Annotated in this window: 19 protein-coding genes; 8 read left to right on the top strand and 11 right to left on the bottom strand. The window is 34.7% G+C overall.

Annotation, left to right across the window (positions count from 1 at the left end; all coding sequences use genetic code 11):
• Window positions 1-35 precede the first annotated feature (35 nt).
• The 4 genes from LNP04_RS09455 to LNP04_RS09470 all read right to left on the bottom strand — a co-directional run bounded on the left by LNP04_RS09455 (window position 36) and on the right by LNP04_RS09470 (window position 7,130).
• The gene (locus LNP04_RS09455; protein WP_229986233.1) at window positions 36-3,497 is read right to left on the bottom strand and encodes a T9SS type A sorting domain-containing protein; all 3,462 of its coding nucleotides are present in this window, start codon (window positions 3,495-3,497) and stop codon (window positions 36-38) included.
• Between the two features lie 393 nt (window positions 3,498-3,890).
• Window positions 3,891-4,943 (bottom strand): acyltransferase, encoded by a 1,053-nt coding sequence (locus LNP04_RS09460; protein WP_229986234.1) that lies wholly within the window; start codon window positions 4,941-4,943, stop codon window positions 3,891-3,893.
• Between the two features lie 37 nt (window positions 4,944-4,980).
• Window positions 4,981-6,126, bottom strand: coding sequence for an EpsG family protein (locus tag LNP04_RS09465; RefSeq protein ID WP_229986235.1), 1,146 nt, complete (start codon window positions 6,124-6,126; stop codon window positions 4,981-4,983).
• Window positions 6,123-7,130 carry a hypothetical protein gene (locus LNP04_RS09470; protein WP_229986236.1) on the bottom strand — a complete coding sequence of 336 codons (1,008 nt, stop codon included), beginning with the start codon at window positions 7,128-7,130 and terminating at the stop codon, window positions 6,123-6,125. Before LNP04_RS09470 ends, LNP04_RS09465 begins: the two co-directional genes overlap by 4 nt.
• 192 nt (window positions 7,131-7,322) lie before the next feature.
• Here LNP04_RS09470 and LNP04_RS09475 point away from each other — a divergent pair, with 192 nt between their 5' ends.
• From LNP04_RS09475 to LNP04_RS09500, 6 genes are all read left to right on the top strand, one after another.
• Complete coding sequence (locus tag LNP04_RS09475; RefSeq protein WP_229986237.1) at window positions 7,323-10,976, top strand: MMPL family transporter; 3,654 nt, start codon at window positions 7,323-7,325, stop codon at window positions 10,974-10,976.
• Window positions 10,977-11,018: 42 nt separating this feature from the next.
• Window positions 11,019-11,933 carry a dialkylrecorsinol condensing enzyme DarA gene (locus LNP04_RS09480; RefSeq protein ID WP_229986238.1) on the top strand — a complete coding sequence of 305 codons (915 nt, stop codon included), beginning with the start codon at window positions 11,019-11,021 and terminating at the stop codon, window positions 11,931-11,933.
• Between the two features lie 2 nt (window positions 11,934-11,935).
• A complete protein-coding gene (locus tag LNP04_RS09485; RefSeq protein WP_229986239.1) occupies window positions 11,936-13,075 on the top strand; it encodes a beta-ketoacyl-ACP synthase III in 1,140 nt (379 codons plus the stop codon).
• Window positions 13,075-13,506, top strand: coding sequence for a hypothetical protein (locus LNP04_RS09490; protein ID WP_229986240.1), 432 nt, complete (start codon window positions 13,075-13,077; stop codon window positions 13,504-13,506). The genes LNP04_RS09485 and LNP04_RS09490 overlap by 1 nt, the downstream gene beginning before the upstream one ends.
• Before the next feature lie 148 nt (window positions 13,507-13,654).
• Window positions 13,655-14,098 carry an ABC transporter permease gene (locus LNP04_RS09495; RefSeq protein ID WP_229986241.1) on the top strand — a complete coding sequence of 148 codons (444 nt, stop codon included), beginning with the start codon at window positions 13,655-13,657 and terminating at the stop codon, window positions 14,096-14,098.
• A 464-nt stretch (window positions 14,099-14,562) separates the two neighbouring features.
• Window positions 14,563-14,832 (top strand): hypothetical protein, encoded by a 270-nt coding sequence (locus LNP04_RS09500; protein WP_229986242.1) that lies wholly within the window; start codon window positions 14,563-14,565, stop codon window positions 14,830-14,832.
• Between the two features lie 81 nt (window positions 14,833-14,913).
• On the opposite strand, the gene LNP04_RS09505 is transcribed toward LNP04_RS09500, so the two are convergent.
• On the bottom strand, window positions 14,914-16,287 hold the full coding sequence (locus LNP04_RS09505) for a phosphatase PAP2 family protein (protein WP_229986243.1): 1,374 nt from the start codon (window positions 16,285-16,287) through the stop codon (window positions 14,914-14,916).
• A 243-nt stretch (window positions 16,288-16,530) separates the two neighbouring features.
• Between LNP04_RS09505 and LNP04_RS09510 the strand changes: the two genes are divergently transcribed.
• Entirely contained in the window at window positions 16,531-17,256 is a 726-nt protein-coding gene (locus LNP04_RS09510; RefSeq protein WP_229986244.1) for a DUF3667 domain-containing protein, read from the top strand.
• A gap of 18 nt (window positions 17,257-17,274) precedes the next feature.
• Here LNP04_RS09510 and LNP04_RS09515 read toward each other — a convergent pair whose 3' ends face one another.
• From LNP04_RS09515 to LNP04_RS09540, 6 genes are all read right to left on the bottom strand, one after another.
• Complete coding sequence (locus LNP04_RS09515; protein WP_229986245.1) at window positions 17,275-18,039, bottom strand: porin family protein; 765 nt, start codon at window positions 18,037-18,039, stop codon at window positions 17,275-17,277.
• A gap of 1 nt (window position 18,040) precedes the next feature.
• Window positions 18,041-19,087, bottom strand: a complete 1,047-nt coding sequence (locus LNP04_RS09520; protein WP_229986246.1) for a PCMD domain-containing protein — start codon at window positions 19,085-19,087, stop codon at window positions 18,041-18,043.
• A 32-nt stretch (window positions 19,088-19,119) separates the two neighbouring features.
• On the bottom strand, window positions 19,120-19,626 hold the full coding sequence (locus LNP04_RS09525; RefSeq protein ID WP_229986247.1) for a hypothetical protein: 507 nt from the start codon (window positions 19,624-19,626) through the stop codon (window positions 19,120-19,122).
• A 12-nt stretch (window positions 19,627-19,638) separates the two neighbouring features.
• Window positions 19,639-20,265 carry a hypothetical protein gene (locus tag LNP04_RS09530; RefSeq protein ID WP_229986248.1) on the bottom strand — a complete coding sequence of 209 codons (627 nt, stop codon included), beginning with the start codon at window positions 20,263-20,265 and terminating at the stop codon, window positions 19,639-19,641.
• A 292-nt stretch (window positions 20,266-20,557) separates the two neighbouring features.
• Entirely contained in the window at window positions 20,558-21,274 is a 717-nt protein-coding gene (locus LNP04_RS09535) for a hypothetical protein (protein WP_229986249.1), read from the bottom strand.
• 134 nt (window positions 21,275-21,408) lie between these two features.
• Window positions 21,409-24,321, bottom strand: coding sequence for a pitrilysin family protein (locus LNP04_RS09540; RefSeq protein ID WP_229986250.1), 2,913 nt, complete (start codon window positions 24,319-24,321; stop codon window positions 21,409-21,411).
• A 421-nt stretch (window positions 24,322-24,742) separates the two neighbouring features.
• Between LNP04_RS09540 and LNP04_RS09545 the strand changes: the two genes are divergently transcribed.
• Entirely contained in the window at window positions 24,743-25,129 is a 387-nt protein-coding gene (locus LNP04_RS09545; RefSeq protein ID WP_229986251.1) for a VOC family protein, read from the top strand.
• Window positions 25,130-25,199: the final 70 nt, after the last annotated feature.

Below are 25,199 nucleotides of genomic sequence, written 5' to 3' on the forward strand. Positions count from 1 at the left end.
TACTATAAAATTTAAAGAAAAATTCTTTTAACCTTTTATTTTTTCACAATCTTTACTACAGTTTCAGAATTATTGATTCTCACCAGATAAACTCCCTGCACAAGCGAAGAAACATCGGTCTTGGTGTTTTCAAACTTGCCGGACTTTACCATTTGACCGGAAGCGTTGTAAATCTGATAGTGATAATCTTTGTTGTCTGTTGCCTTGATATACAAAACATCTTTCACAGGATTCGGGAATAATGTGATTTTGTTTTCTCTGGTGATTTCGGCAATTTCATTTTTACTGAAAACATTGGAAGCTTTCACTGAAGCTCCAGCAGTAACCGGAATTGCAGGAATAGGTCCAGCTTCGTTTCCGTTTTGATCATAATTGACTTTCACACAGCGGCAATTCATTCCGAAATAAGGATCGTTATTGTCATGAAAAGCAATCAAACGGTTGGCTGATGAAGCTGCATCGAAAAGTATGTTGATTGGTCTTCCGATGTAATTTGAATTCAAAGCAGCCGTCCATACTCCCGGATATTGGAAATTATTTACCGTAAAAGTTCCTGCTGCAGACTGATTAGCCGTCACACTTCTGAAACCACGCGATCCTGAATTGGGATAATTCCCCACCGAATAACTTGCATTATTGAACATATAACCGATTGTGGTTGTGGTCGTATTTCTCACTCTTACCCCTGCATAATCATTAATTACACTGTATGCCGTCGCTACTTTTTTATCTATTTTATACCAAGGTGAAATTCCGTAATCACGGTTTGCCAAGATTGCTACACCCGTAAGATCAGGAATTCTCCAGCCTTCCGGACAAGGGTCAAATGGAGATTTTTCACCGCCTCTTCCCCATCGGTCTGCAGCAACGTTGGGTTCATTCAAAAGCCAGTCGGTTCCGTTTGTATAATTTGGAACAGCACTGTTGTAGGGAGCAAATGCACTCGGAATCATGTACACCAAAGGATTTTTAACTGAATAAGACAGCACTTTTGCTATTTTATCTGAAGTTTTATCAGTTGCTAAAATATTTGCATTTGAAGTATTCGTGTAGGTGTCGTAAGGAACAATATAATTACCGGGAAGACTGTTATAAGCTCCCAAAGTAAGCGTAGTATAAGCAACACCACCGTTTGCATTGACGTTTCCTAAAAATACATTGTAAGAAGCTCTAGTATCCGCATGTTGAAATGACGGAATAGGATCTTTTCTTCCCCACTGATACTGTAAACCTGTAGAAGCTCTTATTTTTGCATACTCAGCAGCTGTAGGAGTTAAAGGATTAGCCACAATCGGGAACGCATCAGTTGCCCCAAGGTTCCTATCCATAAATTCGGTTTTTAAAACATCTCCTTTCGGAACATAATTTACATAATTAGTTGCTGCAGCATTAGGTGTTTCTGTGGTGTAATTGTAAGAACCAATTGCCGTATCTGTAACCCAGACATGCCAAGACCAATAAACAGGATTAGCAATGCTTCCGTTGTGCAAAGTAACTACTGCATTACCGCTCTGATTAGGATTTAGTGTGACTAAAATTTTAGAATTAACCAAGCCTGAAGTTGAGCTAGGCGAAGGATTACTCACTGTAACCGTATTAATTAAACCTGTATTGGTTGTCCATAAAACATTTGCTTTTAAATCATTAAAACTTGCAGGATTAAGAATCGCAGGATTATTTAATAATTGACTCTGAGCAGAAAATGCCTTAGAAACCGGAATTTCCACTGTTGACAAAGCAGTGCTTTTTACGACCTGATACGTGTTTGGATTACTTAAACCTTCTGTATATTCTACATTGGCATTTAAATATTGCGTAGGAAAATCATAGCCATTCACCACATATAACGGATCTTTCACACATCTGCAACCATTGGCATCGGATGTTTTACTGCTCGATGTAGGGACGTAAAAATATCTGCCTTTCACGCTGGGATTAGCGGGATCTGGGATATCATTCTGGTATTTATCGGGAAGCATAAACAATGCACGGGCTCCAACTGCCGGCGTTGTATCAAAAAACCTCGTCATTGTTGCCGTCCATAACGAAACATGATGCTGATCGGTGTACTGACCTGCCTGAGAGTTGATTGCTAATTGCCCCGTCCCAGGAAAAATTCCCATATTATTTCCGCCTGCATTAGATAAATCGAAACCAACATTTGAATATAGTTTGAAACCGGTCATAAATGAAGGCGTATTGGTGTCGTTTGGCTTTATAATATGATAACCATTGGCATCAAAAGTATTTTTGCCTAAATTCGTTCTTACCCCAAAAGGCGAATAATCTATTCTTACATCATCTACATAAGCAGCTGATGCTAAATTAGCAACAAGCATTGAAGGAATTCTCCAACCATTTGGGCACGGGTCGAAAGGAGATTTATCTCTGTAAGGTGCAGCGCTGTTATCATTGTTGTAATCTGTTGCTAAGACCCCTTTCGAATTGTCTGACCATAAATTAAGTTCAGATAATCTGCTGTCATTAACGCCCGCAGCTCTACCGAACCAATTGACCATCAAATTTGCATTATTATTGTAATAAGCAGGACCCGAATTATCATCTTTATTGACATAGATTAAACTTAAAGGATTCTTAACAGAAAGCTGAAGATTATTATCTAAAGTAGCATTAGAAAGCAGTACAAATTTTCTGAGAGCATCAAAATTTATAGCATTTGTGAAATTTTTCGCACCTCGGTGTCTTACCCTTCCGATAGTACCCGAAACTTCATAAAAATCTTCTCCTTTCATTACCAAAGGCGGAATAGGATCTTTTCTCCCCCATTGATAAAGAAGCCCACCGCTACGATTCCAATCACCGCTGGTATTGCTGTTGGTGATGGCTCCTAAATTTCTGTCCATCCATTTCCATTCAGCATCAGGAATATTTTCTATTGTCCCGTTCTTTCTTTCTCTTTTTACACCAGCAAAACTTTTATAAGTAGACCCATTGGTAGGATCATCTGTAACCCAGATATGCCAAGACCAGAAAATATCGCCATTTACTCTAAAAGCCACAACAGCATTACCTTTTTTTGCTTTGTTGATCATGACTTTTATTTTCCCGTTTTCACCGGAGTCTACAATTTCTAAATTATAGTTTGTCCCCGATTTTATGAGACCATGAACATCTTCCCAAAGTACTTCAGCACTAATTTTACCTTTTATAGCTCCTGCACTTGCCAGATATTTATAGCTACGCCACATTTCATAAGCCTTCTTCACGGGAATATATAATCCTTCACCATGTTGAGCAGGGTCAAAAATATAACTATTGGGAGCCTTCGTCCAATCCGGAGCTACCGCAATACGCGATTGAATAAACAGCTCGTCATTTACATTCCCTGAGATTTTATCTAAAGTATCCTTTTTAATAAAGCTATACATTTTAGATGTACCAAAATCTCTGTCTTTTTCTAAACTATTTTTAGAATATCCATTCAAAGAAGCTAAGCAAAATATTGCTATTAGGTTCTTACTTATTTTACCTTTCATACTTAAAGAATTGCGCTTATCACACCATTTTCAAATTTTAAACCAAAATAAACAATAATCAATTTGTTTTAAATATAAGAAAAACATTTAACACTTATATTATCAAATAATCAAAATTAAATTGATTTTAACAAAAACTTCATTTAATGATTTTGGACAAAAATACAATAATCTGCGAATAAACAAACATACATAGAGTCAATTTTTCTTAATATTCAAAAAGCATATTATTTAAAAATTAAGTGGTAGGTAAAAAAGCATATCAACAATTAACTTACAACGGTGAATAACAAACAAAAAACCGCCTCAATAAAGGGACGGTTTTCAAAAAAGATTATTCTAAATTTATTCTTTCAGACTTTACATGTTATAATCTGAAAATTTTTCAGCCTGCTAAAAAATAATTTTATTTAAATATTTTTGCAAGATTGGCTCTAAATAAGCCGCCACTACATATGCTATAGGAATCACGAAAGCAAAAGAAAAAATTGGTAAAACGGCATAAGGAAGTCCAATATAATCATTAAGTTTTACCATCATTGCCACCATCATGTTTTCATGCAGTAAATAAACGGGGTAACTTATAAAACCGATAAATGTGAAAAACTTCATAGAAAAAAGTCGCTCCATGGGTTTCCAAAAAAGTGATCCAACAAAAATAAAGACTAAAATCATCAGATATACATTTCTAACGAAATCCTGAAGTTTATACATATAAAACATGGCGCAAATGGTTGCAACAATAAAGGCAACAAGATATTTTTTCTTCCTTTCCTGATAGTAAATATAAATCAGGGCACCCGCAACAAACCACCCAAAATACACGAAATTTCCTATATAAGCTTTAAATTTCAATAGATAAAGCGGCAACAACTGATGAAATTCTAAAATTTGGTAAGTAACCGCAAGAAGATATATCACAAATATCCCTAATAATGCTATTTTTCTTTTAAACCAATAATATAAAAGACCAAAAATCACATAAAACTTCACTTCTATGTAAAGAGACCAAAATGAAGATTCTAATACAGGAAAATCTGTTTTAAAAACCCGCTCCAATACTCCCTCATCAATGAACAACACTCCCGGAATCAGAGATTTTAATTCTGGAATCCCTAAAGGTCTTTCAGAAAAAAATCCTGCAGTAGCATAAATTATCACAGAACAGATAATCATACTTGGAAATAGTCGTACCCATCTTTTTTTGATGAATTTTATAAAACCTGTTGTCTTTTCCATAGACATCAGAATTACAAAGCCCGAAATCAAAAAAAACAATTGAACACCAAGATCACCATATTTCACCAAAATATTGTCTTTGTACAAATCGCCAAAAGGATAATGTTTGCTCCAAATATAGTATCCATGAAAAAGGAAAACCAAGAAAATAGCAAAGCCTCGTAAGCCATCTAAAACTAAAATTCTATTATTTTTCTGATCAGACATGTGAACTTTAATATTAAGATTAATTCAGTAATATTTTCTAAGGAAGAATATGATTCTTATATAAATCGATCGTAAATCTTCCTGCAGTAATATTTTTAAAACTAGAAAATACTACAAAATAGAAAACTGCCAAACTTATAATAAATGCGTGTATAAGCTTTCTTGTACCCTCATTTACAACATACATTGTATTTGGCACTAAAAGATATCCAAATGCGAAAAAAGTTCCCGTCAATCGGGATGAAAAAATAGGATTGTTCCTGAAAATAAAATAAAAACAAATTCCTATTACAGTATAGTTACGATGGTATTCATAATACGGATATTTCTCTTTCATTGCCGTATCAAAAACAAATAAAAATGTAGTACAGATTGCCATCATTAATTCCGGTAGTCCAAAACCTCCATTAAGCCTCTCACCTCCTATACCTTCATCAACATAACCATTAAAACCCGCCACAAGCGTATTATCACCAGCTACATCGCTGAGAAAATCACCAAAAACCCTATATACTTCAAATGGAGATGCAAAAATAGATGCAATAATACAGATGAGCATTATCGTTTTATTAATAGGAATACGTGCCACCCAATACATGGGAAGTAAAAGAAAGCAGACATTATGTATACCTGCTGCCAAATAAATCCACAAAAGATACATCCATACATTCCTTTCCTTTATGTATCTTATTGCATAATAACCTACAAAACAACCGAGATTCTGCCTTATCTGACCACTCTCACCTATAAAAAAACCAGGCACAAATATGAAGAGTAAAAAAGTGAAGGGATAATATGTATTCTCTTCAACAAATTTTGTTTTAAAAAATGTTACAAGTGCCGCAATCACAAATGTCAACATGTAAAAAGGCGCATTGAATATGTTTAAAAGCAACTTATTAATCAATACAAAAAGCCATTCTAATTCCATAGGCTGCCCACCTTCAATAGATAAAGCCGCAAACAGTATGCTGATATAATCTTTCGTATCAGAATATGCATAAATACCTCTATAACTACCATAATCTGGCCCTACATTATCCCTAAATCCTGCTATGACAACAAGATATACAGCCAAAACATACAAAGCCTTTCTATTGCTTTTACCAGAATACACTTCTTGAATACTAAAAAAAAGCATGTAAAGAATTGCTATGATATAATATGGATGCAGTAAACTCATTGTTGCGGTACGGATATTTTAAACTGATGAAAAGCCACAATAATTCCTGAAAGAATAAGCGGCAAAAATAGTCTGGTTTCCCAAAAAAGCCCGACAAAAGTAATCATTCCCAAATAGGGTAATGAAAAAAACAGATATTTTTTCATTATTAATTTTCTGTAATCATCATCACAAAGCCTGAACGTAAAGTAAAAACCAAGAAGTCCGAAAAACAATCCTGCCAGATTAAATGGGCTGGTGAAATTTTTAACCAGATACACCCCTTCAAAAAACGATGTATCCTGTGGAATCATCAGCTTCAAGCCGATGTATGGCAAAACAAAAGACAAAACCAGAAAGGCAATTTCTTTTACATATTTAAAATTTCCAGCTTTAAGTTTTTCGAAATCAATAAAAACCGCAGCGAAAAAAGCAATATTCAGACAAGATGTTTCTCTCACAAAAGTTGAAACAAAAATTGTAAGACACAAAAAAATAAAATCTGAAGTCTTCTTCTCATGGTAATATTTTAAGCTTAATAAAACTCCAAGCAGATAAAAGAAAATTGCAATACAATCGCAATTGGTGGGCACATACTGAACAATGACAATAAAAAAAACTGCCAAAAGATGAACCAGCCATTTTACATTTGAATTGAAAAGAGTGTTGACAGGTCTATACTTTAAAATTAAATTTAAAATATAAGATGAAAGCACAAAAAAGAAACTGTTAATCAGAAAAACACTGTGATAAAAAACAGTTCCGTTCTTCAGAAGCATCGGTTTTGAGAATGGCAGAAAAAGATTGATAAAAGAATTAAGCAAATCCGTCACATGCACCATCAGAAAATTAGGAATCACCCGATAAGCATACACCGATATAAACATAAAATCCGGAGCCTTCTCCATAGATTTCAGCTTTACATACGACGATTCGAAGCCATAATAAGACATGAAAAACAGCAGAAATGGGAAAATTACTACAAATAGAAATCCGTTTAATTTTTCATCAAAAATTTTCAACATACAAGATGTCCCTCAATTTAAAATAATTTTCGTGTTTTATAAATAAGTAGCAAAAAAGGGAACTTGTGCAAAAGTAAAAGATTTTTTCATTTTAAATGGAATATTTTATTGATTTTCAGCGAAAACTTCTCTCACAAATGTTTTAAACTACTCTATAAAAATTTAAATTTGCAAACTTGATTTGAGAATCTCATGCATCGCTTTTTTATCTTTTTATATTATCTGATTGCCAAAAACAGAATTCTTTCCATCGCAACGGCGCTGGGAGTTGCTGTTTTGTGTTTGTTTTTTGCTTCAAAAATTAATTTTGAAGAAGACATCAATCAAATCATTCCTAAAAGCGAAAAATCTGATTTGACGGCAAAAGTTCTGAAACAACTCAATTTTTCAGATAAAATCATCGTCATTATCGAAAAAAAATCGAAAGACGACAACTTTCAGTTATCCGAAACGGCTGACCAATTTTTAGAAAAAACAAAACCTTTACAGAAATATATCGGTTCTATTCAGGGAAAAGTGAATGACAATGAGATTTCAGAAACGTTTAATTTCGTCAATCAGAATCTGCCTCTATTTTTAGACGAAAACGATTACAAGGAAATTGAAAGGAAACTCAACAAAGACAGCATTGCAAAACAAGTTGAGAACAATTACGTTTCATTAGTTTCTCCGACGAGTTTGGTGACGAAAGATTTCATAAAAAAAGATCCGCTGGGAATCACATTTTTAGGAATCAAAAAACTGAACGCTTTAAACATCAGCAAAGATTTTAAGCTCGAAGACAATTACGTCGTAACCAAAGACGGAAAAAACCTTTTGCTTTTCATCGAACCGAAAAATAAAAGCAACGACACCAAAAACAACGAAGCTTTCGTCAATCAGCTGAACGAAATCAAAGACAACCTCAACAAAGAATTCAAAGGAAAAACTGAATTAAGTTATTTCGGTTCGCCCGTAATTGCGGTTGCAAATGCACAACAAATCAAGAAAGACATCCAGAATACGGTTATTATTTCGATGACTGTGCTCATGATTTTATTGATTTATTATTTTAGAAGTTTTTTCACTCCTATTGTTATTTTTCTTCCGACTTTATTTTCGGTATTGCTTGCGTTGTTGGTTTTATATTTTATTAAAGATAAAATTTCAGCCATTTCATTGAGCGTCGGCGCAATTTTAATTGGAATTACGATTGATTATGCGCTTCACATTCTCACGCATTACAAGCACAACAACAATATTGAAGAGCTTTACAAAGAAATTACACAGCCAATAATTTTAAGTAGTGTAACAACTGCAGTTTCATTTTTATGTCTGGTTTTTGTGCGTTCGGAAGCGTTGAAAGATTTGGGACTTTTTGCTTCAATTACAGTTTTGTTTTCGTCGGTTTTAGCTTTGATTATCGTTCCACAGCTATATCATCCGAAAGAAAAATCAGATAAACTAAATACTAACTTTATAGACAAAATTGGGCATTATCCTTACGAGAAAAACAAGCCTTTGATTATTTTCTGTTCGCTTGTAATTATTGCTTGTTTGTTTGGTTTTAGGCATGTTGGTTTTAATGAAGATATTGGTGACTTAAACTACATTCCAAAAGACTTGAAAATAAGTGAGGCGAAGCTGGAAAAACTTTCTGACATCACTTCAAAATCTATTTACACCATTTCTTACGGAAACTCTGAGGAAGAAGCTTTGGCAAGAAACTCAGATTTGAGTCAGTTTTTGGAGAAAGAAAAAAAGGAAGGGAAAATTTTAAGCTACAATTCTCTTGGAAACGTTGTTTTATCTAAAGAAGACCAGCAGAAAAAAGTAGCAATCTGGCAAAGCTTCTGGGACGAAAACAAGAAAAACCAAACCATTTCTGAATTGGTCAACAACGGAAATAAATTCGGTTTCAACAGTTCTGCTTTTGATCAGTTCAATAAAAATTTAAATAAAACCTACTCTACTGTAAGTTTAAAAGATTACTCAACAATAAAAGCCCTTCAAATCTCAGAATTCCTGAGTCAGGAAAATGGTTTTTACACCGTTTCGAATGTGGTAAAAGTAGATGAAAAAAAACGTGATGCTTTCATAAAAGACATTGAAAAGAAACACGACGCCATCGCCATCGACCGTCAGCAAATGAACGAGAACTTTTTAGGCTTACTGAAAAGAGACTTCAGCACGTTGATTAATTATTCATTGTTAGCGATTCTTCTCACGATCATCGTTTTCTTTAGAAATTTTGAATTGACTTTGCTTACGATGTTTCCTATTGTTTTAACAGGAGTTGTCACAGCGGGAATTCTCTATTTCCTTGGATTAGAACTCAATATTTTCAGCACCGTTGTCTGCACTTTGGTTTTCGGGGTTGGTGATGACTTCAGTATTTTCCTCACGAAAGCAATGCAGAAAGAACATACGACAGGGAAAAATGAACTTCCGACGTACAGAATTTCGATTATTTTGGCAGTTTTTACAACGATTTTATCCATCGGTTCTTTGGTTTTCGCAAAACATCCGGCATTGCATTCTTTGGCTTTGGTTGCACTGATTGGAATGCTTTCCGTGATTATCATTACCTCAACTTTATATCCGTTCTGGTTTAGATTTTTAATTATTAACAGAACTAAAAAAGGACTTTCACCGATTACTTTCAGACTGTTCATACATTCAGTGATTCTCTTTATTTATTATGGTTTAGGCGGATTGATATTTTCGGTCATCGGAAGTATTTTTGTGAAAAACTCTAGAGGGAAAACTTTAGATCTAATTAAATTAATTCTAGCTAAATTTTTAACGTCTGTATTGTACGGAAATCCATTTGTGAAGAAAAAAGTCATAACAAATCCCAACGAAAATTTCAACAAACCGGCAATAATTATTGCGAATCACACTTCGTTTCTCGATACCTTAGCAATTGCTATGGCAACACATAAAATTGTCTACCTGGTCAATGATTGGGTGTATGATTCTCCGGTTTTTGGCAAACTCGTAAAAGCTTTAGGTTTTTATCCAGTTTCACAGGGTATCGAAAATGGGAAGGAAAAATTAAAGGAAAAAATTGAACAAGGATATTCATTAGTCGTTTTCCCTGAAGCGGAAAGGTCTTATACGAATGATGTAAAACGTTTCCACAAAGGAGCTTTTTATCTTGCGGAAGAATTTGGCTTGGATATTTTGCCAATCTACATTCACGGGAATTCTGAAGTTTTGCCTAAAGGAGATTTTATCATTTACGATGGTGATATTATTGTGAAAGTTGGTGAAAGAATCAGCAAAGATGATTTGTCATTTGGAACGACTTATAAAGAAAGAGCTAAAAACATTAATTTTTATTTCAGAAATGAATTTGCTAAACTGAGAAATGAAATTGAAGACGAAAATTATTTTAGAAAGAAATTGTTTTTAAGTTTCCTTTATAAAGAAACCGAAATTGTAAAAGAAGTTAAACAAGATTTTATTAAAAATAAATCTGTTTATTTTGAATTGAATAAACACATCGCAAAAGACGCCAACATTTTGCACATTGCCGATGATTTTGGGCAGAAAGATATTCTACTGACTCTTCAGCAAGCCGGAAGAAGAGTTTTCAGTTTAATTAAAGATGAAGAAAAAAGACAGATTGCAAAGAATAATTATGTCGTTAAAACACGAAAAATCAATTACATCAAAAACACGTCTGAAATCACCAAAGACATTGATGTTCTTTTGATTTCAGATCCCAAATTTAATGTAACCGAAATCACTCAGCTTCCAAAAACCATTATTTTTCTAAACACCGAAAATAATATTTTTGAAAACACTTCATTTAACTTAGTGTTCACTTCTGAATCAATAAGAGTATTCCGAAACGAATAATAAATTTTAAAAGCATATTTTTGTAATCCATAAAGAATATTAATGCAGAAAAACGTACTTGTTCTCTATTATACACAGACGGGTCAGCTGGAGGATATTATGAAAAATATTGCCCAGCCGTTTGAGGATAAGAAAGACGAATATCTAGTCACTTACTACAACATTCAGCTCAAAGAAGACTTTCCTTTTCCCTGGCCGAGTGATGTTTTTTTTAATACTTTCCCCGAATCTTATTTGCAGATTCCAAGCGAGATTCTTCCGCCACCGGAAAATGTACTGAATAAAAAATATGACCTCATTCTTTTCGGATATCAGGTTTGGTATCTGACTCCTTCTATTCCTATCATTTCATTTTTGAAAAGTGGTTACGCAGAAGGTTTATTAAAAGACACTCCCATCGTTACCGTTTCTGCAACCAGAAATATGTGGATGCTTTCTCAGGAAAAATTAAAAGTTTATTTAAAAAATCTAAATACCAAACTGATCGGAAATATCGCTTTGGTAGACAGACACGATAATTACACCAGCGTTTTGACGATTCTTCGCTGGCTGACAACCGGACAAAAAGAAAAATCTGGAATACTTCCTGCAGCGGGAGTTTCAGATGAAGAAATCAACGGAGCCGGAAAATATGGGAAGATCATCGAAAATCACTTTGAAAACAATGATTTTACCAACCTACAACCCGATCTGGTAAAAAACAGAGCCGTAGAAATCAGACCTTTTCTAGTAAGAGTAGAAAAAGTAGGAAACAAAATCTTTACCATTTGGAGTAATCTGATTATCAAGAAAAAAGAAAAACGACCTTTGCTGATCAAATTCTTTAAAGTATATTTGATGGCAGCAATTTGGATCATTTCGCCAATCGTATTGGTTTTTCATCTCTTATTAGCACCCCTTTTGTGGTCTAAAAGACAAAAGCAAAAAGAATATTTACAAGGAATTAATTTAAAATAGAAATGCAAGACGTATTTATAACAAAAGCTTCAACATACTTGCCGAATGAGCCGGTTTCGAATGACGAAATGGAAAGCTATCTTGGCTTGGTAAATAATACACCCTCTAAAGCGAGAGCCTTAATTCTAAGGAACAATAAAATCACAACGAGATATTACGCTTTAGATAAAAACGGAAAATCTACGCATACCAACGCTCAAATCACAGCAAAAGCAATTGAAGGACTTTTTGATGAAAACTTCAAAAAAGAAGATATGACTTTGTTATCGGTAGGAACTACTTCTCCGGATCAGATTCAGCCGTCTCATGCTTCAATGGTGCACGGAGAACTTAATATGAGCAAATCAATAGAGATCAATACCTCAACCGGACTTTGTAATTCTGGTATGAACGCATTAAACTATGGTTTTCTAAATATTAAAGCTGGAATAAAAGACAATGCTGTCTGTGTAGGTTCTGAAAGAATGTCTGCGTGGATGACTGCCGATAAATTTAACCACGAAGCTGAAAACCTCAAACTTCTGGAAGAAAGACCTATCGTAGCTTTCAAAAGAGAGTTTTTGAGATGGATGCTTTCTGACGGTGCAGGTGCATTTTTATTGGAAACAAAACCAAGAGAGAATGAAGTTTCTTTAAAAATCGACTGGATCGATTTCTATTCTTATGCTCACGAAATTGAAGCATGCATGTATTCAGGTTGTGAAAAGCAGGAAGACGGAAGCTTAAAATCTTGGGCAGAATACCCTGCTGAAGAATGGCTGAACCAATCTATTTTTGCTTTAAAACAGGATACGAAAATTTTAGATAAATACATTTTGGTGAAAGGTGCAGAAAGTTTGAGATCATCTTTCGACAAGCATCAGCTAGACCCTGAAACTGTGGATCACGTTTTGGCGCATATTTCTTCAGGTTATTTCAAAGAAGGTTTAAAAGAAGAATTTGCTAATGTGGGATTAGATTTTCCATGGGAAAAATGGTTCTATAATCTTTCAGAAGTTGGAAACATCGGAGCAGGATCAATCTTTATTGCAGTTGAGCAATTGATGAATTCAGGAAAACTGAAAAAAGGAGAAAAAATTCTTCTGTGTGTTCCTGAAAGTGGAAGATTCGCTTATTCTTGTGCATTACTAACGGTTTGCTAATGGAAGTTTTATTACCCAATTCCGATCAAAATTTTGTAGGAAGTCTTATTCCGCAAAAAGCACCTTTTGTCATGGTAGACGAGGTTTCGGAGTATTCTGAAAATCACGTCATCTCAGGATTCACCATCAAAGAAGATAATCTTTTTGTACACGAAGGAATATTTCAGGCTTCCGGTTTAATCGAGCATCAGGCTCAGACTGTGGCTTTACATACCGGTTACAAATATTTTCTTTTAGGAAAAGAATCTCCGACAGGCTACATCGGCGCCATCAAATCTTTTGAAGCAGATGCTTTACCAAAAGTGGGTGACCAACTGATAACCGAAGCTACCATTCTGAATGAAATGCTGGGTGTAACCTTAGTAGAAATCATCACTAAAATAAATGATACCGTAATTGCAAAATCGCAGATGAAAACGGTTGTAAAATAGATTTAAAGACATTTCGTCAGTTCGAGTAAAATTCTGCAAGAATTTGTATCGAGAACTTTAGCAAATCAACTTCTCGATACGATTTTTTCAAAATCTACTCGAAGTGACGAAATGATATAATTCAAGTTTTTTTAGAAGAAAAATTTACATGGAGCTAAAAGAAGAAAACATCATCAATATTCACCATTTTTTACCTCATCGCGAACCGATGCTGATGGCTGATTATATCCTTGAGCTTACTCCGGAAAAGGTGGTTACTTCTTTTGAAATTACTTCAGACAATATTTTCGTTCACAACAATCATTTTGTAGAAGCTGGTCTTATAGAACATTCGGCACAAACGTGTTCTTCGATTCTGGGGCAGAGTTTTTTTAAAGGTCCTGATGACGGAACTAAAGTAATCGGCTTTATCACCAATATCAAAAAGATTGAGATTTTCGCCTTGCCCAAAGTCGGTGATAAAATCATTTCAAAAGCTTCTTTAATTTCTCAATATGAAAATATCTGCCAGATTTTTTGCGAAACTTTTTTAGGAGATGAATTACTGATTCGTACAGAGATCAGTTTGTTTATTCAGGAACTGAAATCTTAGAATATTGTTTTTAATGATTAATAAAGCAGTATTTTATTTAAAAATAGTAAGATTAATTTCAGTAGTGTTTCTCTTAATTCTTCTGTTTTACACTTTCATGATTCTAGTGAGTAGTCACAAAGTGCCTTCTCAAACATTTACAAAACTAATTTTCACAATCTCAATCACAATTTTGTTGCTTATTTATTCTTCAATTACCATAATGAGAGAAAAGAAGAAGGATAATTAAAGATTTTTAATTCGTATATCGTCGCTTCGAGTAGATTTTGAAAAAATCGTATCGAGAAGTTTGATTAGTTCATTGATTCTCGATACATTTTTCTTCGAAAAACACTTGAATTGACGGCGTGACGAAACAATTCAAGTTTATTATTAAAATGGCAAGAATTAAGCTATCAAATTTGACTAGAGGATCAACACCTTAAAACCCCTTTATTTTCAATATATTTGACAAAAATAAAGTTATGAGCGTTAAAGTAAGGTTTTATTCCTACGATATAGAATTTGAGTTCGAAAACTCTGTGGAGTTTCCTGTTGCGCCTGCAGTAGGTGATGAGGTGAACTTGATTTCATTTTTTAAATATAAAACTTCTGAAAGATTAGAATATGTGAATAATATGGAAGATCTATATCTTTATGAAAATGCATTGGTTACTGAGCGTACTTGGTGCAAAGACATAGAGAAGGATGAGGTATATCTATTGGTTCATTTAAAGTACAAAAGACGAAAGTAAATGATCATCGCTAAGATAAATCTTTCACCTTTTTACTATTTATCGAAATAAAGCTGCCAAAACTGAGCAGCTTTTATTTATCTAAAAAAACGCTGTTAATTTAAGTCCTGCCGAAACATAATTTATTTTTTCTTTGGCAGAATCGTCATTTAAATCCTCACTTAGTTCAGCATCATTCTGCAATATTTCATTAAAATGATAAGTGATTTTTGATTGAGTTTGGTTATAATCTGCATACAAACTAATCCCCAATTCTGGATTAAATTTATATGTTAAAGCCGCTCCGCTGTTCCATCGGAAACTCCTAGATGGTTTATATTCGGCAACCTGAAATTCGTTATTAGGCAGATCAAATAACTCACTTTTTACAATTACCTTTCCGCTGGCGGGTGACGAATATCCAGCGGTAGCCTTTAATGTTAATTGTAGTTTTTCCGAAAATTCATGAGAATAATAAGGCCCGATTCCAAAATTAAGAAAGCCCAGAGATTCTGTATTAATATCAAAATTTCCGAGTTCCTCATCAAGCGGAAACTCCAAAGATTTTACAGGAAAACTGCTGAAACTAAAGTCTCCGCCTGCACCCCATTTTTTAGAGAAAAAATAAGCTCCTTCAATCCCAGTTTCAAAACCTATTTCCTTTTTATCGCTCAGTGCAGATTCTTTTAGAAAATTGGTGGTAGAAAGAGCCGTTCCCAACTTGAGTGACAGAAAAGAAGGATTTCCGTTTCCTTCGATACCGGCTAACATTCCCAAATTATCACCTTTGTTTTTATAAATCTTATCAATAAAAAAGTAACCCAATTCTGTTGAAATAATCCCAATTCCTGCTCCAGCCAAAACGTCTGAAATCCAATGCCTGTTATTTAAATTTCGTCCCAATCCGGTAATTGCAGCAGCACTATATCCCCCGATACTGTATGCAGGATTGACCAAACCATATTCTTTGTGCAGAAAACTCGCATTGGTAAACGCCATCGATGTATGACCGGAAGGAAAAGAGTTTCTGCTAGATCCGTCAGGTCGTTCTACTTTTGCAGTATATTTGATAGAATTGACCAAGATTGCCATTACTCCTATACTTGCAGCATAAGAAAGTGTAGCTCTACCAATGTTGTTACGACCTTTTACCCCAGCCAATTTTAGTCCGTAAACAGCAGCCGTTGGAGCATATTGCAGATAATTATCATATCCTACTCTGAATGTAGGAATATATCGGTTTCTGATCTCACGGATATTTTTTCTCTCTCCCCAAGTTGCAGCTGATGCTGTAAAAAATAAGACAGGAGCGGTAGACTTTTTCACCCATTCTTTTTGAAAAAAAGGTTTTTGGGAGTTTGGTTTTGTGTCAAAAGCTAAAGGTTGAGGGTTTGTATCTACTGCGAGACTATCCTGAGCATGATGCAATGATAAGGGCAGCATGAAAATGGATAAAGACAATATTTTTATTTTCATGGTCATGTAATTTGTGTACTTCGTTATTAATTCTCAAAACTGATCGTGTAATTTTGCTTTATGTTGTCAAAACAGTATTCATATTAAAAGAATGATCGCATATTTTGAACAAAAATTGGGATTAAATTATAATTCAATGATTTTTTAATAAAATTAAAAAAAATAAATAGTAGTTTTATATCTTGTCTAATGTGTTTTGATGCAATTCAATTGTATTGCTAAGACTAAAATTAAAATCATTCTATGACCACCTGTAAAAACTGCGGAAACACGTTTGAAGGAAACTACTGTAACCAGTGCGGACAGTCGGCCAAAACCAAAAGAATCAACCACGAATTTCTTTGGGAAGATATTCAGCATGGTCTTCTTCATTATGATAAAGGGATTGGCTACTCTTTAAAAAAACTATTCGAAAAGCCAGGTCATGTGATCAATGATTATATTGCAGGTAAGCGGGTGAATCATTTCAGACCTATTTCTATGGTGATTATTATGGCAACCATTTATGCTTTAATTTATCACCTCCTCGACCTGAACGATCGATCTGATCTTGATGCATCTTCCGGAATTATATTAGAAAAAGTTTTTGAGCATTACTACTGGTTTATGGTTGCCACCATTCCTATTTATGCACTTACTACGTACATTGCATTCAAAAAAACCGGATATAACTTCTACGAATTTATAATTTTTGAAGCATTCAAAAGTTCTCAGCGACTTGGTGTTCACATACTTTTTTTACCAGTCTTGTATTTTATGAAAAATGAAGCTAGTTTTAACATCATAACAAATCTTCTCCTTTTTATAGATTTTATTTTGATTTTTTGGACGAATAGACAGTTTTTTAATAAATTGTCAGCAAAAGAAGTATTTGTAAGAAGTATCTTAAGCTATATTATTTATTTAATCATTGCATTTATATTGATATGCGCAACGGTTTTACTGTTGGGATATGACATTTCACAATAGAAATTCTCTCTTCATCTTTTAAAACCTGTAACCACCGCCGATCTGTGCAAACACATTATGCATCGGGAAACTGATCCCTGTAAATGATGAAGGAAAAGCAGATCCCAATCCCCATTGCAGGCTGAGATCCAGAGAAAATCGATCGCAAATATCTCTATTGATTCCTCCGTACAAACCGTAGTCAAACTTTTCGATCTTATCTGAAAAGTCAAAAGTTGCAGATGAAATAGGGACTTTTTCACCTTTAGAACCACCGTTTCTTATGTAACCATCTGAAACGTTGCCTTGAAATTCTGGTTTTAGAAGAAATGCAATATAACCTCCCAATCGGTAATGCCATTTTTTTTGTGGAGTAAATTGCACAAATACAGGAACGCCGAGATAGAGATTTTTCGCCTCGGTATAATTGGTTCCAGTAAAATCTCCTTCAAATGAAGCAGCTGAAGGACCTTCGCCCTGCTGAATCATTGTGTGGAAATAAAGGACACTATCTTTCACTTTCATTCCTTTGTATTCTACTCTCGGGTTGATCCCTACACTCCATTTTTTATGGAATTGATACAAACCTTCTATTCCGAGTGATGGATTGAATCTCGGATTATAACTTTTAACCTTTCTTATATTGTTGGGAAGAGGAATCGGCGTCAGTCCTCCTACATTGAGACCTGCCGTTACTCTGAACTGGAATTTTTCAATACTATCTTGGATATTTAAATCCTGTGCATTGAGTTTTAAGCTTAGGATTAAAGCAAAAACAAACGTAATGTAAAATAACTTTTTCATATTATTTAGCTATAATTCTTAAACTGTCAACCGTCAATTTGCTTCCAATTGCACCACGATACTGATCACCTTGATAGCTTGATGAAGCTACGATAGCAACCATCAGATTATTACCCGGAGTTTTCCCTGGAATATAGTTAAAAGGAACTTCAAATCGTGTAAACGCTGTAGGAGCAGTCGTATTCGGAAGTTTGGCTCTTGCTATTACCTGATCAGAAGTATTGATGTTTGTACCGTTTAACCTCGTAGGTCCATTATATAAAACTGCATACAGCGAGAATCTGTCGGTCTGTCCTGGTACTGTGTTTCCATTTTGATCCTGGAAATTGCCACCTGGTGTGTATGTGTAATAACCGGTAAATTTTTCCGGAAGCTGAAAGTACGGCTGCCCGAATTCTGTAGCAGCAAGTGGATTGATGAGTGCCTGATTAGAATTAAAATCACCCAAAAAGAAAGATCCCGGAATTAGTTTTATCCCTAAAAATTCAGACAATGTCGTTCCCGGAATGGTGCGCATCTCAGCAGCTTTTGTTCCGTTTAACCCATTGATGGTTGACTTTGTTGGGTAGGCATCTGTCTGCTGCATAACTCCTGCCAACGCAGCACCGGGATTTCCTGATGACCACAACTGAACATTATTGTCAAGCGGATATTCGTATTTGTTCTGAGCGTTCTCCGTCCATGTTTCGAAGTTAAAAGTCCAGTTTCCGATTTCTACTACATCGACTTCATAGGTTTTTAGATTCTCACCGGACTCTGACTTTACCGTATAAAAAACAGGTTGCGAGAAATTGACTAATGTGCCGGATGCCGGACTCACCGTTGCTCCTTTCGAAAGCTTTAAAGCAGGTGAAACTCCACTCTGGTAAGCATCGGGCTTCAGATAAATCAGTATCTTACTGTTTGCCTGATCTATAATGGTAGATGAAGACAAAAACTGAGCGTCAATATTGAATTCTTCTATATCCGCCTCGGGATTCAGCGGAGCTTCTCGTATGCAAGACCCCAAAGTAAAATACATTAAAATAAGATAAAATAAGTTTTTCATGTTACCTTTTTTACATTATAATCATTCAAAACTTACTGCAGTTTTCTCACCGAAACATTGGGCTCTTCGCCCTGCGGAACGATAAAAATGGCGTTATCATTCACCGTATCTCCAGGATCAAGATAGTAACCTGCAATCACAGGAATTATCGAGCTTTCGTATTTCCCTTCTTTGTTGTATGCCCAATACGTTACGTTGAGATTGTGCGGTTTTGGTTTCAGATCAATCTTTTTTGAGGTTAATTTTGCTCCGGTAGCATTCAAGCAATTAACCTCCACCAAAGCGATATTGGTCACAATCTGCGGTGCATTTGCCAGTCTCATATTGATACTTTTCCCGCTATTATTGGTCACGCTTGCAGAAACTTTATATCGGTCAAAACTTTTGCCACTTACATTGATTGATTCTTTATTAAGGATATTGAAAGTCACCGCCAAGCCATTCAAATCAACTGTTGCGCCATCTGTTATTTTCTGACCGTAAAAATTAGTTAAAGAAAGAAGCACAAAAAAAAGTGCTGAGATTATTGATTTTTTCATGATATTAATTTTTTAGAATGAATAGGGTTTTGAGAGATTCGTATTAAAAAGTTTCAGAGCATTACTTTCGGGTGCACTATTGGCAACCTCTATTGATGATGGGTTTGATGGATATTTTCCGTTTTTGTTGGTCAACACTTTCCACGAATCACCGTCTTGCAGCCACAAAACTTTCCAACCGTTTTCTGTTTCGGAGTCTATACTGATCGGAGTACGGGTGACGGTAAATTTGTTGATTAATTTGAGATTGCTATCCAAAAGCACCAGCGAACATCCGCCGGAACCGCAGAAATAAGGCGTAAAGAAATTGATAAAAACCTCTTTTTTACCATCATTATTCAGATCGATCTGATACAGATTAAATTTTCTGTCGTCTTCATCCAGCAATTTCAGATCTTCCGGTTTCAGGTATTCTTTAGTGATGTACTCTTTAATTCTGAGTGCCAAAGAATCTTCAACGGTATTGAGGTCGAAAGAGCTTTGTTGAGACATCGGATCTGCAGTTGTCGATGCCGTATCCTGCGCAGCTATTTGAGTTTCAGTTTCTGAAGCAGGTTTTTCTGCAGGTTTCTTGCAGCTGGTGATTCCCAATAGCAAACTTACAACCAGCATATTGAGATAGTGATTTGGTGATTTCATATCAATATGATTTTATAAAGTAAAATTAAATAATATTTTTTCATTATTTAACAAACATTATAAAAAGATTATGAATTCTATTATCTACCTTATAATGAATTTGTTAATTTAAATTTAATACACCATTCATAGACTTTCTCTCTATCCTTATACCAAACTTACATGATAAACCCAAGTTGATTTAAAAAAGGAAAGCTGCCGGGTATTGGGCAGCATATTGTACTAGATCATATACACCTACTCATTGTATCATATCGAGTAAGATTTACAATCTCCATAACAATATTTGAAGTTATTTTATATTTTTCCAGTCTCTATCATAAAGTTTTTTAAGTTTTTCTTTAAGCTCAGGTTTAAATACTTCTCTAGGTTTTTCCGCCTCATCTAAAACAGTCTCAAAAGTCAAAACCTCATCCTTTTCATCAAATAATTTATTACGATTGCTATCTTTAGTTAAAGTCATAATAACTTTGTTCGAACTTTCAATATATTCCCAATAATTCAAACTGTAATCTAAAGGAGAAATTTGACGAAAGTTTTTCCCAAATCTATCTGATACGTATAGGTAAACCGGATCATCATCAGTTATCATTTTATCTTTATTATAATCTTTGCTTCTAATGTTATAAAAGATATGTTTTGCATTTTTAGTTTTTCCCCTTCCGTCTTCTGCATTGTAATTGAAATCGTAATTTAAGACGACTACCTTTTCTTCTGTCAAAAGGTGATATTCATTCGTGTTTGAGTTTAGAAATAATATGTTCCAATATTGGTTTTCTGGCATTTCTTTATAACCATAGCTATTGTCATTCCGTTTATTTTGACCCATTTCTAAAGGAAAAATCAAGACTCCTGTGCTGTCAATTTCAGTAAACGAATTTGTTTGGATATTCAGGTTTTCAAGCGAAGATGAGTCACTTTCACCTGGTAATGTACTTTCAATACTTCCTGAATTTTTTGCACAAGAAAGAAAAAGAAATGATGTTACGAATAAAAATAATATTTTCATTTAGGTGCTTTTATCACGATTGAAGATTAAGCTCAAATATACATACTTTTTTAAATCAAATTAAGCTAGTATACATCCAACAAAAAAAGTGAGACATTTCTGCCTCACTTCAAACAATTTATATTGATGATAAATTAATATCCGAAGATTTCTTCAAGGGTCACTTCTTTGAATTCACCCATTTTGTTGATCGATTCCATATCCAGGTTTTCTTTTTTCCCGATGATGGCGGTGTTGTATTTCAACGGTTTGATGTCTGAATTGTAAAAGCTTGTCAATTGAGGTAAACTTAAATTCTGAATTTCTGCATACACATCTTTTCTGATATCATAATCAACGCCCAATTTTTTCAGTGCCAATTGATTATAGAAAATACTGGTTCTGTTGATCCTGTTTGATGCGATCTGCTTCAATGCTGAACCTTTAGAATTTTCAAATTGTGCCGGAACTTGTGGGAAATCTGCCATCAAATCATTCATTGCACTTACGGCAAGAGGCAATTTGTTAGCCTGAGTTCCAATGTAATTCGTTACATAGTTCGGGTGATTTTTTTCAGAAGCCGTTGCGTAAGAAACATACGCAGAATACGCCAATGACTTACTTTCTCTGATCTCCTGGAAAACGATAGACGACAAACCACGTCCGAAGTATTCATTAAATACATTGGCCTTACCGAAGTTTGAAAGGTTGACATTGCTGCCTTTGGCAACTTTAGCCATTTCCATCTGCACCATATCGTAAGCAGTGAAATACACTTTACCTTCAGTAGCAGGCTCTGCGTATATTTTTGCTTTTGCAGGCTGCAGCTTGGTATTCTCAACGAAAGGTTTTACGGCTTTTTCCAAACCTTTTTGATCTTCACCGTAGATGAAAATCTCGTAAGGATATTGGTTTAAAGTTTTAATCTTAGACATCAATTCATTGACGTTGATGCTTTCTAAACGTTGTTTAGAAATAATATCCGTCATTCTTGAGTCTTTCCCGTATTTCGCATAGTTGGAAAGTGCTGCCATGATTCTGCCTTTGTCTTTTTTGGCAACTTCTCTGGATTCCAGAATTGTTTTTACCGTCTGGTCATAGATTGCTTTGTCGGCTTTTACGTTGGTCATCCAGTGGTTCATTAGCTCTACTCCTTTCTTCATGTTTTCTTCCAATCCGCTCAAAGTGATGATGGTTTGGTCATTTGAAGTTCTGAAATTGTTTGAAATTCCTAATTTATAGAATTCTTCTTTCAACTGTTCAGGAGTATATTTATCGGTTCCAAGATATTGTAGAACGCTTACACCAAGGCTCAATTCTTTGTCATTATCTGACCCGAAAGGGAAAATATAATTGACCTGAGCGACTTTATTGTATTTATTCTGAACGAAACTTACCTTTTTGTCTTTGATTTCAGAAGTAGCGATTGCCGTTTTGTAATCTATAAACTGAGGTTTGATGTCTCCCGCTTTTGTTGCCAGAATATCTTTCAGGAAAGGTGACTGAGCTTCTCTGTTGAGTTTAATTGGTGTGATCGCAGGATTTTGCACACGAACCAATTTGTCATTCACTCCTTTTTCTTTATAAACGACCACATAATTATCTTTGAAAAACTCATTTGCAAATTTTACAATATCTGCTTTGGTTATTTTTTCGTAATCGTTAATCTCGTCTAATTCCTGTTGCCATGTTCTTTCGTTGATATATGCGTTGTACAAAGTAGTTGCTAAACCATCAGCAGTTTCCCAACCTTTCATACGCTGTACTTTCATATCATTGACGATCGCTTTCATCATCCAATCCGGAAACTGACCTTTTTTGATTAAATCTAACTGCTCCAACAACAATTTTTTCGCCTCATCAAAGCTCTGTCCATCTTTTGGAACAACGTATAATGTAAATGCTCCGTACGTTTTATAAGGAGATTCGTAAGCTCCTGCGCTTAAGACTTTCTGCTTTTGGCTGATATTTAAATCTATTAAACCTGCATCTCCGCTGTTGCTTAAAATTTCACCAACCATGCTTGCCAATCTTGCATCTTTTGTTCCATAAGAATCAGATCTCCACGCCATGGTCATTCTCGGTGCAGACGGACTTTTCACTGTTCTGCTGACAACCTGTGTCATTGGCTCTTCAGAGACCATTTTCTTCATCGGAAGTTCTTTGTATTTGAACGTCCCGAAATACTGATCAACTAATTTTATCGTTTTGTCGAAATCTAAGTCTCCAACCAATACAACCGCCATATTATTAGGCACATAATATGTGTCAAAATACTTGTGGATTGCAACCATTGAAGGGCTCTTCAAATGTTCTGAAGTACCGATTGTCGTTTGCTGACCATTTGGATGTTTAGGAAAAAGAGCTTCCATTAAAGCATAATTTACCAAACGGCTGTCGTTATCCTGAGCTCTGTTGAATTCTTCATAAACTGCCTCCAACTCTGTATGGAAAAGACGAAGAACCAATTCTGAGAAACGTTCTTTTTCTATTTTTAACCATTTTTCAAGCTCATTAGCAGGAATGTTATTTTTGTAAACCGTTTCGTCAAGCCAAGTATGAGCGTTGGTTCCTGTTGCTCCCAAAGATGAAATTGCTTTGTCATATTCGTTTGCAATCGCATATTTTGAAGCTTCCTGAGAAACCTCATCGATCTTTTTGTAAAGTAATTTTTTCTTTTCAGGATCTTTTTCTGCTTTGTGCTGCTCGTAAAGATCAGAAATCTGCTGCAACAAAACTTTTTCTTTTGCCCAATCCTGAGTTCCCAAATGAGAAGTTCCCTTGAAAACCATATGCTCAAGGTAATGTGCAAGACCTGTGTTATCACTTGGATCATTATTTGAACCCGTTCTCACTGGCACATAGGTTTGAATTCTCGGAGCATCGTCGTTCTTTGCCAGATAAACTTTCAATCCGTTTTTTAAGGTATAGACTCTTACGCCTGCCAGATCATTTTTTACAGTTTCATACGTATAACCCTGACCATCGGTCACTGTTTGTGTATCGAATTTCTGCGCCATTGCATTGATTACGAAAAAGAGTGATAGAGAAATAAAAACTTTCTTCATAGTTGAATTGATTAAATCATATTAAGTAAAATGATTAGTGTAAGAATGAATACCTTTTGTTACAGGTGTAATAAATGATTGTTTAAATACCCGTTATGCATTTTGCAGATGCCGTCAAGTGACTGAAATTTTAAGCCTTTGTATTTCTTTGCTAAATGAAATGCCATTGTTTATCTTAAAAGATTACATTTATTATAAAAACTTTGTCTTTCTTGGCGATAAAAAACGCAAGGTTATACAAGGGATTGTAAAAAAGCTCCTAAATCAAGGTAAACAAAGCCGTTTGACTATGTCGAATCTTCGATTCTTATTTTAGAAATACAATAATTAAAAATGCACAATGGGTGTTTAAAATGTTATTTTCTAATCATGAGGAATGAGATTTGCAAGCTATAAGTCATCAATCCATTAAAAATTAAATATGAAAACAAAAACGATCTGGGCAAATTTTGCCGTAGATAATCTTGATCGAACTACAGAGTTTTACAATTCGTTGGGATTTAAATCAAATGGAAGATCTGATGAATTGACCAGTTTTTTCTTTGGAGAAAACGAGTTCGTCATTCATTTTTTCCTGAAAGATGTATTGGAGAAAAATACAAACGTTTCATTTGCAAATAATCAAAATTCCAATGAAATTCTTTTTTCTATGTTGGCAGAAACTAAAGATGAAGTTGATCAATGGGCAGAAACTGTAAGAAAAGCAGGAGGAAAAATTGAGTCTGAACCGAAAGAGTTTGGTGACAACTATTATGGTTTTGTATTTTCAGATCCTGACGGACATAAATTTAATGTGTTTAAAATGTAGAGAATGCTGTTATTTCATATCAGAAGTTTTCCTAAAATTATCCCTTCATTTTTACTAATTTAGCCAAGTC

Origin of the sequence: Chryseobacterium sp. C-71 (genome assembly GCF_020911865.1) — a bacterium.
In the GTDB taxonomy this organism is placed as follows: domain Bacteria; phylum Bacteroidota; class Bacteroidia; order Flavobacteriales; family Weeksellaceae; genus Chryseobacterium.

What these genes read in the sequence shown, in the direction of transcription:
- LNP04_RS09455 (WP_229986233.1), bottom strand. Translation starts at nt 3,497, where the DNA reads ATGAAAGGTAAAATAAGTAAGAACCTAATAGCAATATTTTGCTTAGCT.
- LNP04_RS09460 (WP_229986234.1), bottom strand. Translation starts at nt 4,943, where the DNA reads ATGTCTGATCAGAAAAATAATAGAATTTTAGTTTTAGATGGCTTACGA.
- LNP04_RS09465 (WP_229986235.1), bottom strand. Translation starts at nt 6,126, where the DNA reads ATGAGTTTACTGCATCCATATTATATCATAGCAATTCTTTACATGCTT.
- LNP04_RS09470 (WP_229986236.1), bottom strand. Translation starts at nt 7,130, where the DNA reads ATGTTGAAAATTTTTGATGAAAAATTAAACGGATTTCTATTTGTAGTA.
- LNP04_RS09475 (WP_229986237.1), top strand. Translation starts at nt 7,323, where the DNA reads ATGCATCGCTTTTTTATCTTTTTATATTATCTGATTGCCAAAAACAGA.
- LNP04_RS09480 (WP_229986238.1), top strand. Translation starts at nt 11,019, where the DNA reads ATGCAGAAAAACGTACTTGTTCTCTATTATACACAGACGGGTCAGCTG.
- LNP04_RS09485 (WP_229986239.1), top strand. Translation starts at nt 11,936, where the DNA reads ATGCAAGACGTATTTATAACAAAAGCTTCAACATACTTGCCGAATGAG.
- LNP04_RS09490 (WP_229986240.1), top strand. Translation starts at nt 13,075, where the DNA reads ATGGAAGTTTTATTACCCAATTCCGATCAAAATTTTGTAGGAAGTCTT.
- LNP04_RS09495 (WP_229986241.1), top strand. Translation starts at nt 13,655, where the DNA reads ATGGAGCTAAAAGAAGAAAACATCATCAATATTCACCATTTTTTACCT.
- LNP04_RS09500 (WP_229986242.1), top strand. Translation starts at nt 14,563, where the DNA reads ATGAGCGTTAAAGTAAGGTTTTATTCCTACGATATAGAATTTGAGTTC.
- LNP04_RS09505 (WP_229986243.1), bottom strand. Translation starts at nt 16,287, where the DNA reads ATGAAAATAAAAATATTGTCTTTATCCATTTTCATGCTGCCCTTATCA.
- LNP04_RS09510 (WP_229986244.1), top strand. Translation starts at nt 16,531, where the DNA reads ATGACCACCTGTAAAAACTGCGGAAACACGTTTGAAGGAAACTACTGT.
- LNP04_RS09515 (WP_229986245.1), bottom strand. Translation starts at nt 18,039, where the DNA reads ATGAAAAAGTTATTTTACATTACGTTTGTTTTTGCTTTAATCCTAAGC.
- LNP04_RS09520 (WP_229986246.1), bottom strand. Translation starts at nt 19,087, where the DNA reads ATGAAAAACTTATTTTATCTTATTTTAATGTATTTTACTTTGGGGTCT.
- LNP04_RS09525 (WP_229986247.1), bottom strand. Translation starts at nt 19,626, where the DNA reads ATGAAAAAATCAATAATCTCAGCACTTTTTTTTGTGCTTCTTTCTTTA.
- LNP04_RS09530 (WP_229986248.1), bottom strand. Translation starts at nt 20,265, where the DNA reads ATGAAATCACCAAATCACTATCTCAATATGCTGGTTGTAAGTTTGCTA.
- LNP04_RS09535 (WP_229986249.1), bottom strand. Translation starts at nt 21,274, where the DNA reads ATGAAAATATTATTTTTATTCGTAACATCATTTCTTTTTCTTTCTTGT.
- LNP04_RS09540 (WP_229986250.1), bottom strand. Translation starts at nt 24,321, where the DNA reads ATGAAGAAAGTTTTTATTTCTCTATCACTCTTTTTCGTAATCAATGCA.
- LNP04_RS09545 (WP_229986251.1), top strand. Translation starts at nt 24,743, where the DNA reads ATGAAAACAAAAACGATCTGGGCAAATTTTGCCGTAGATAATCTTGAT.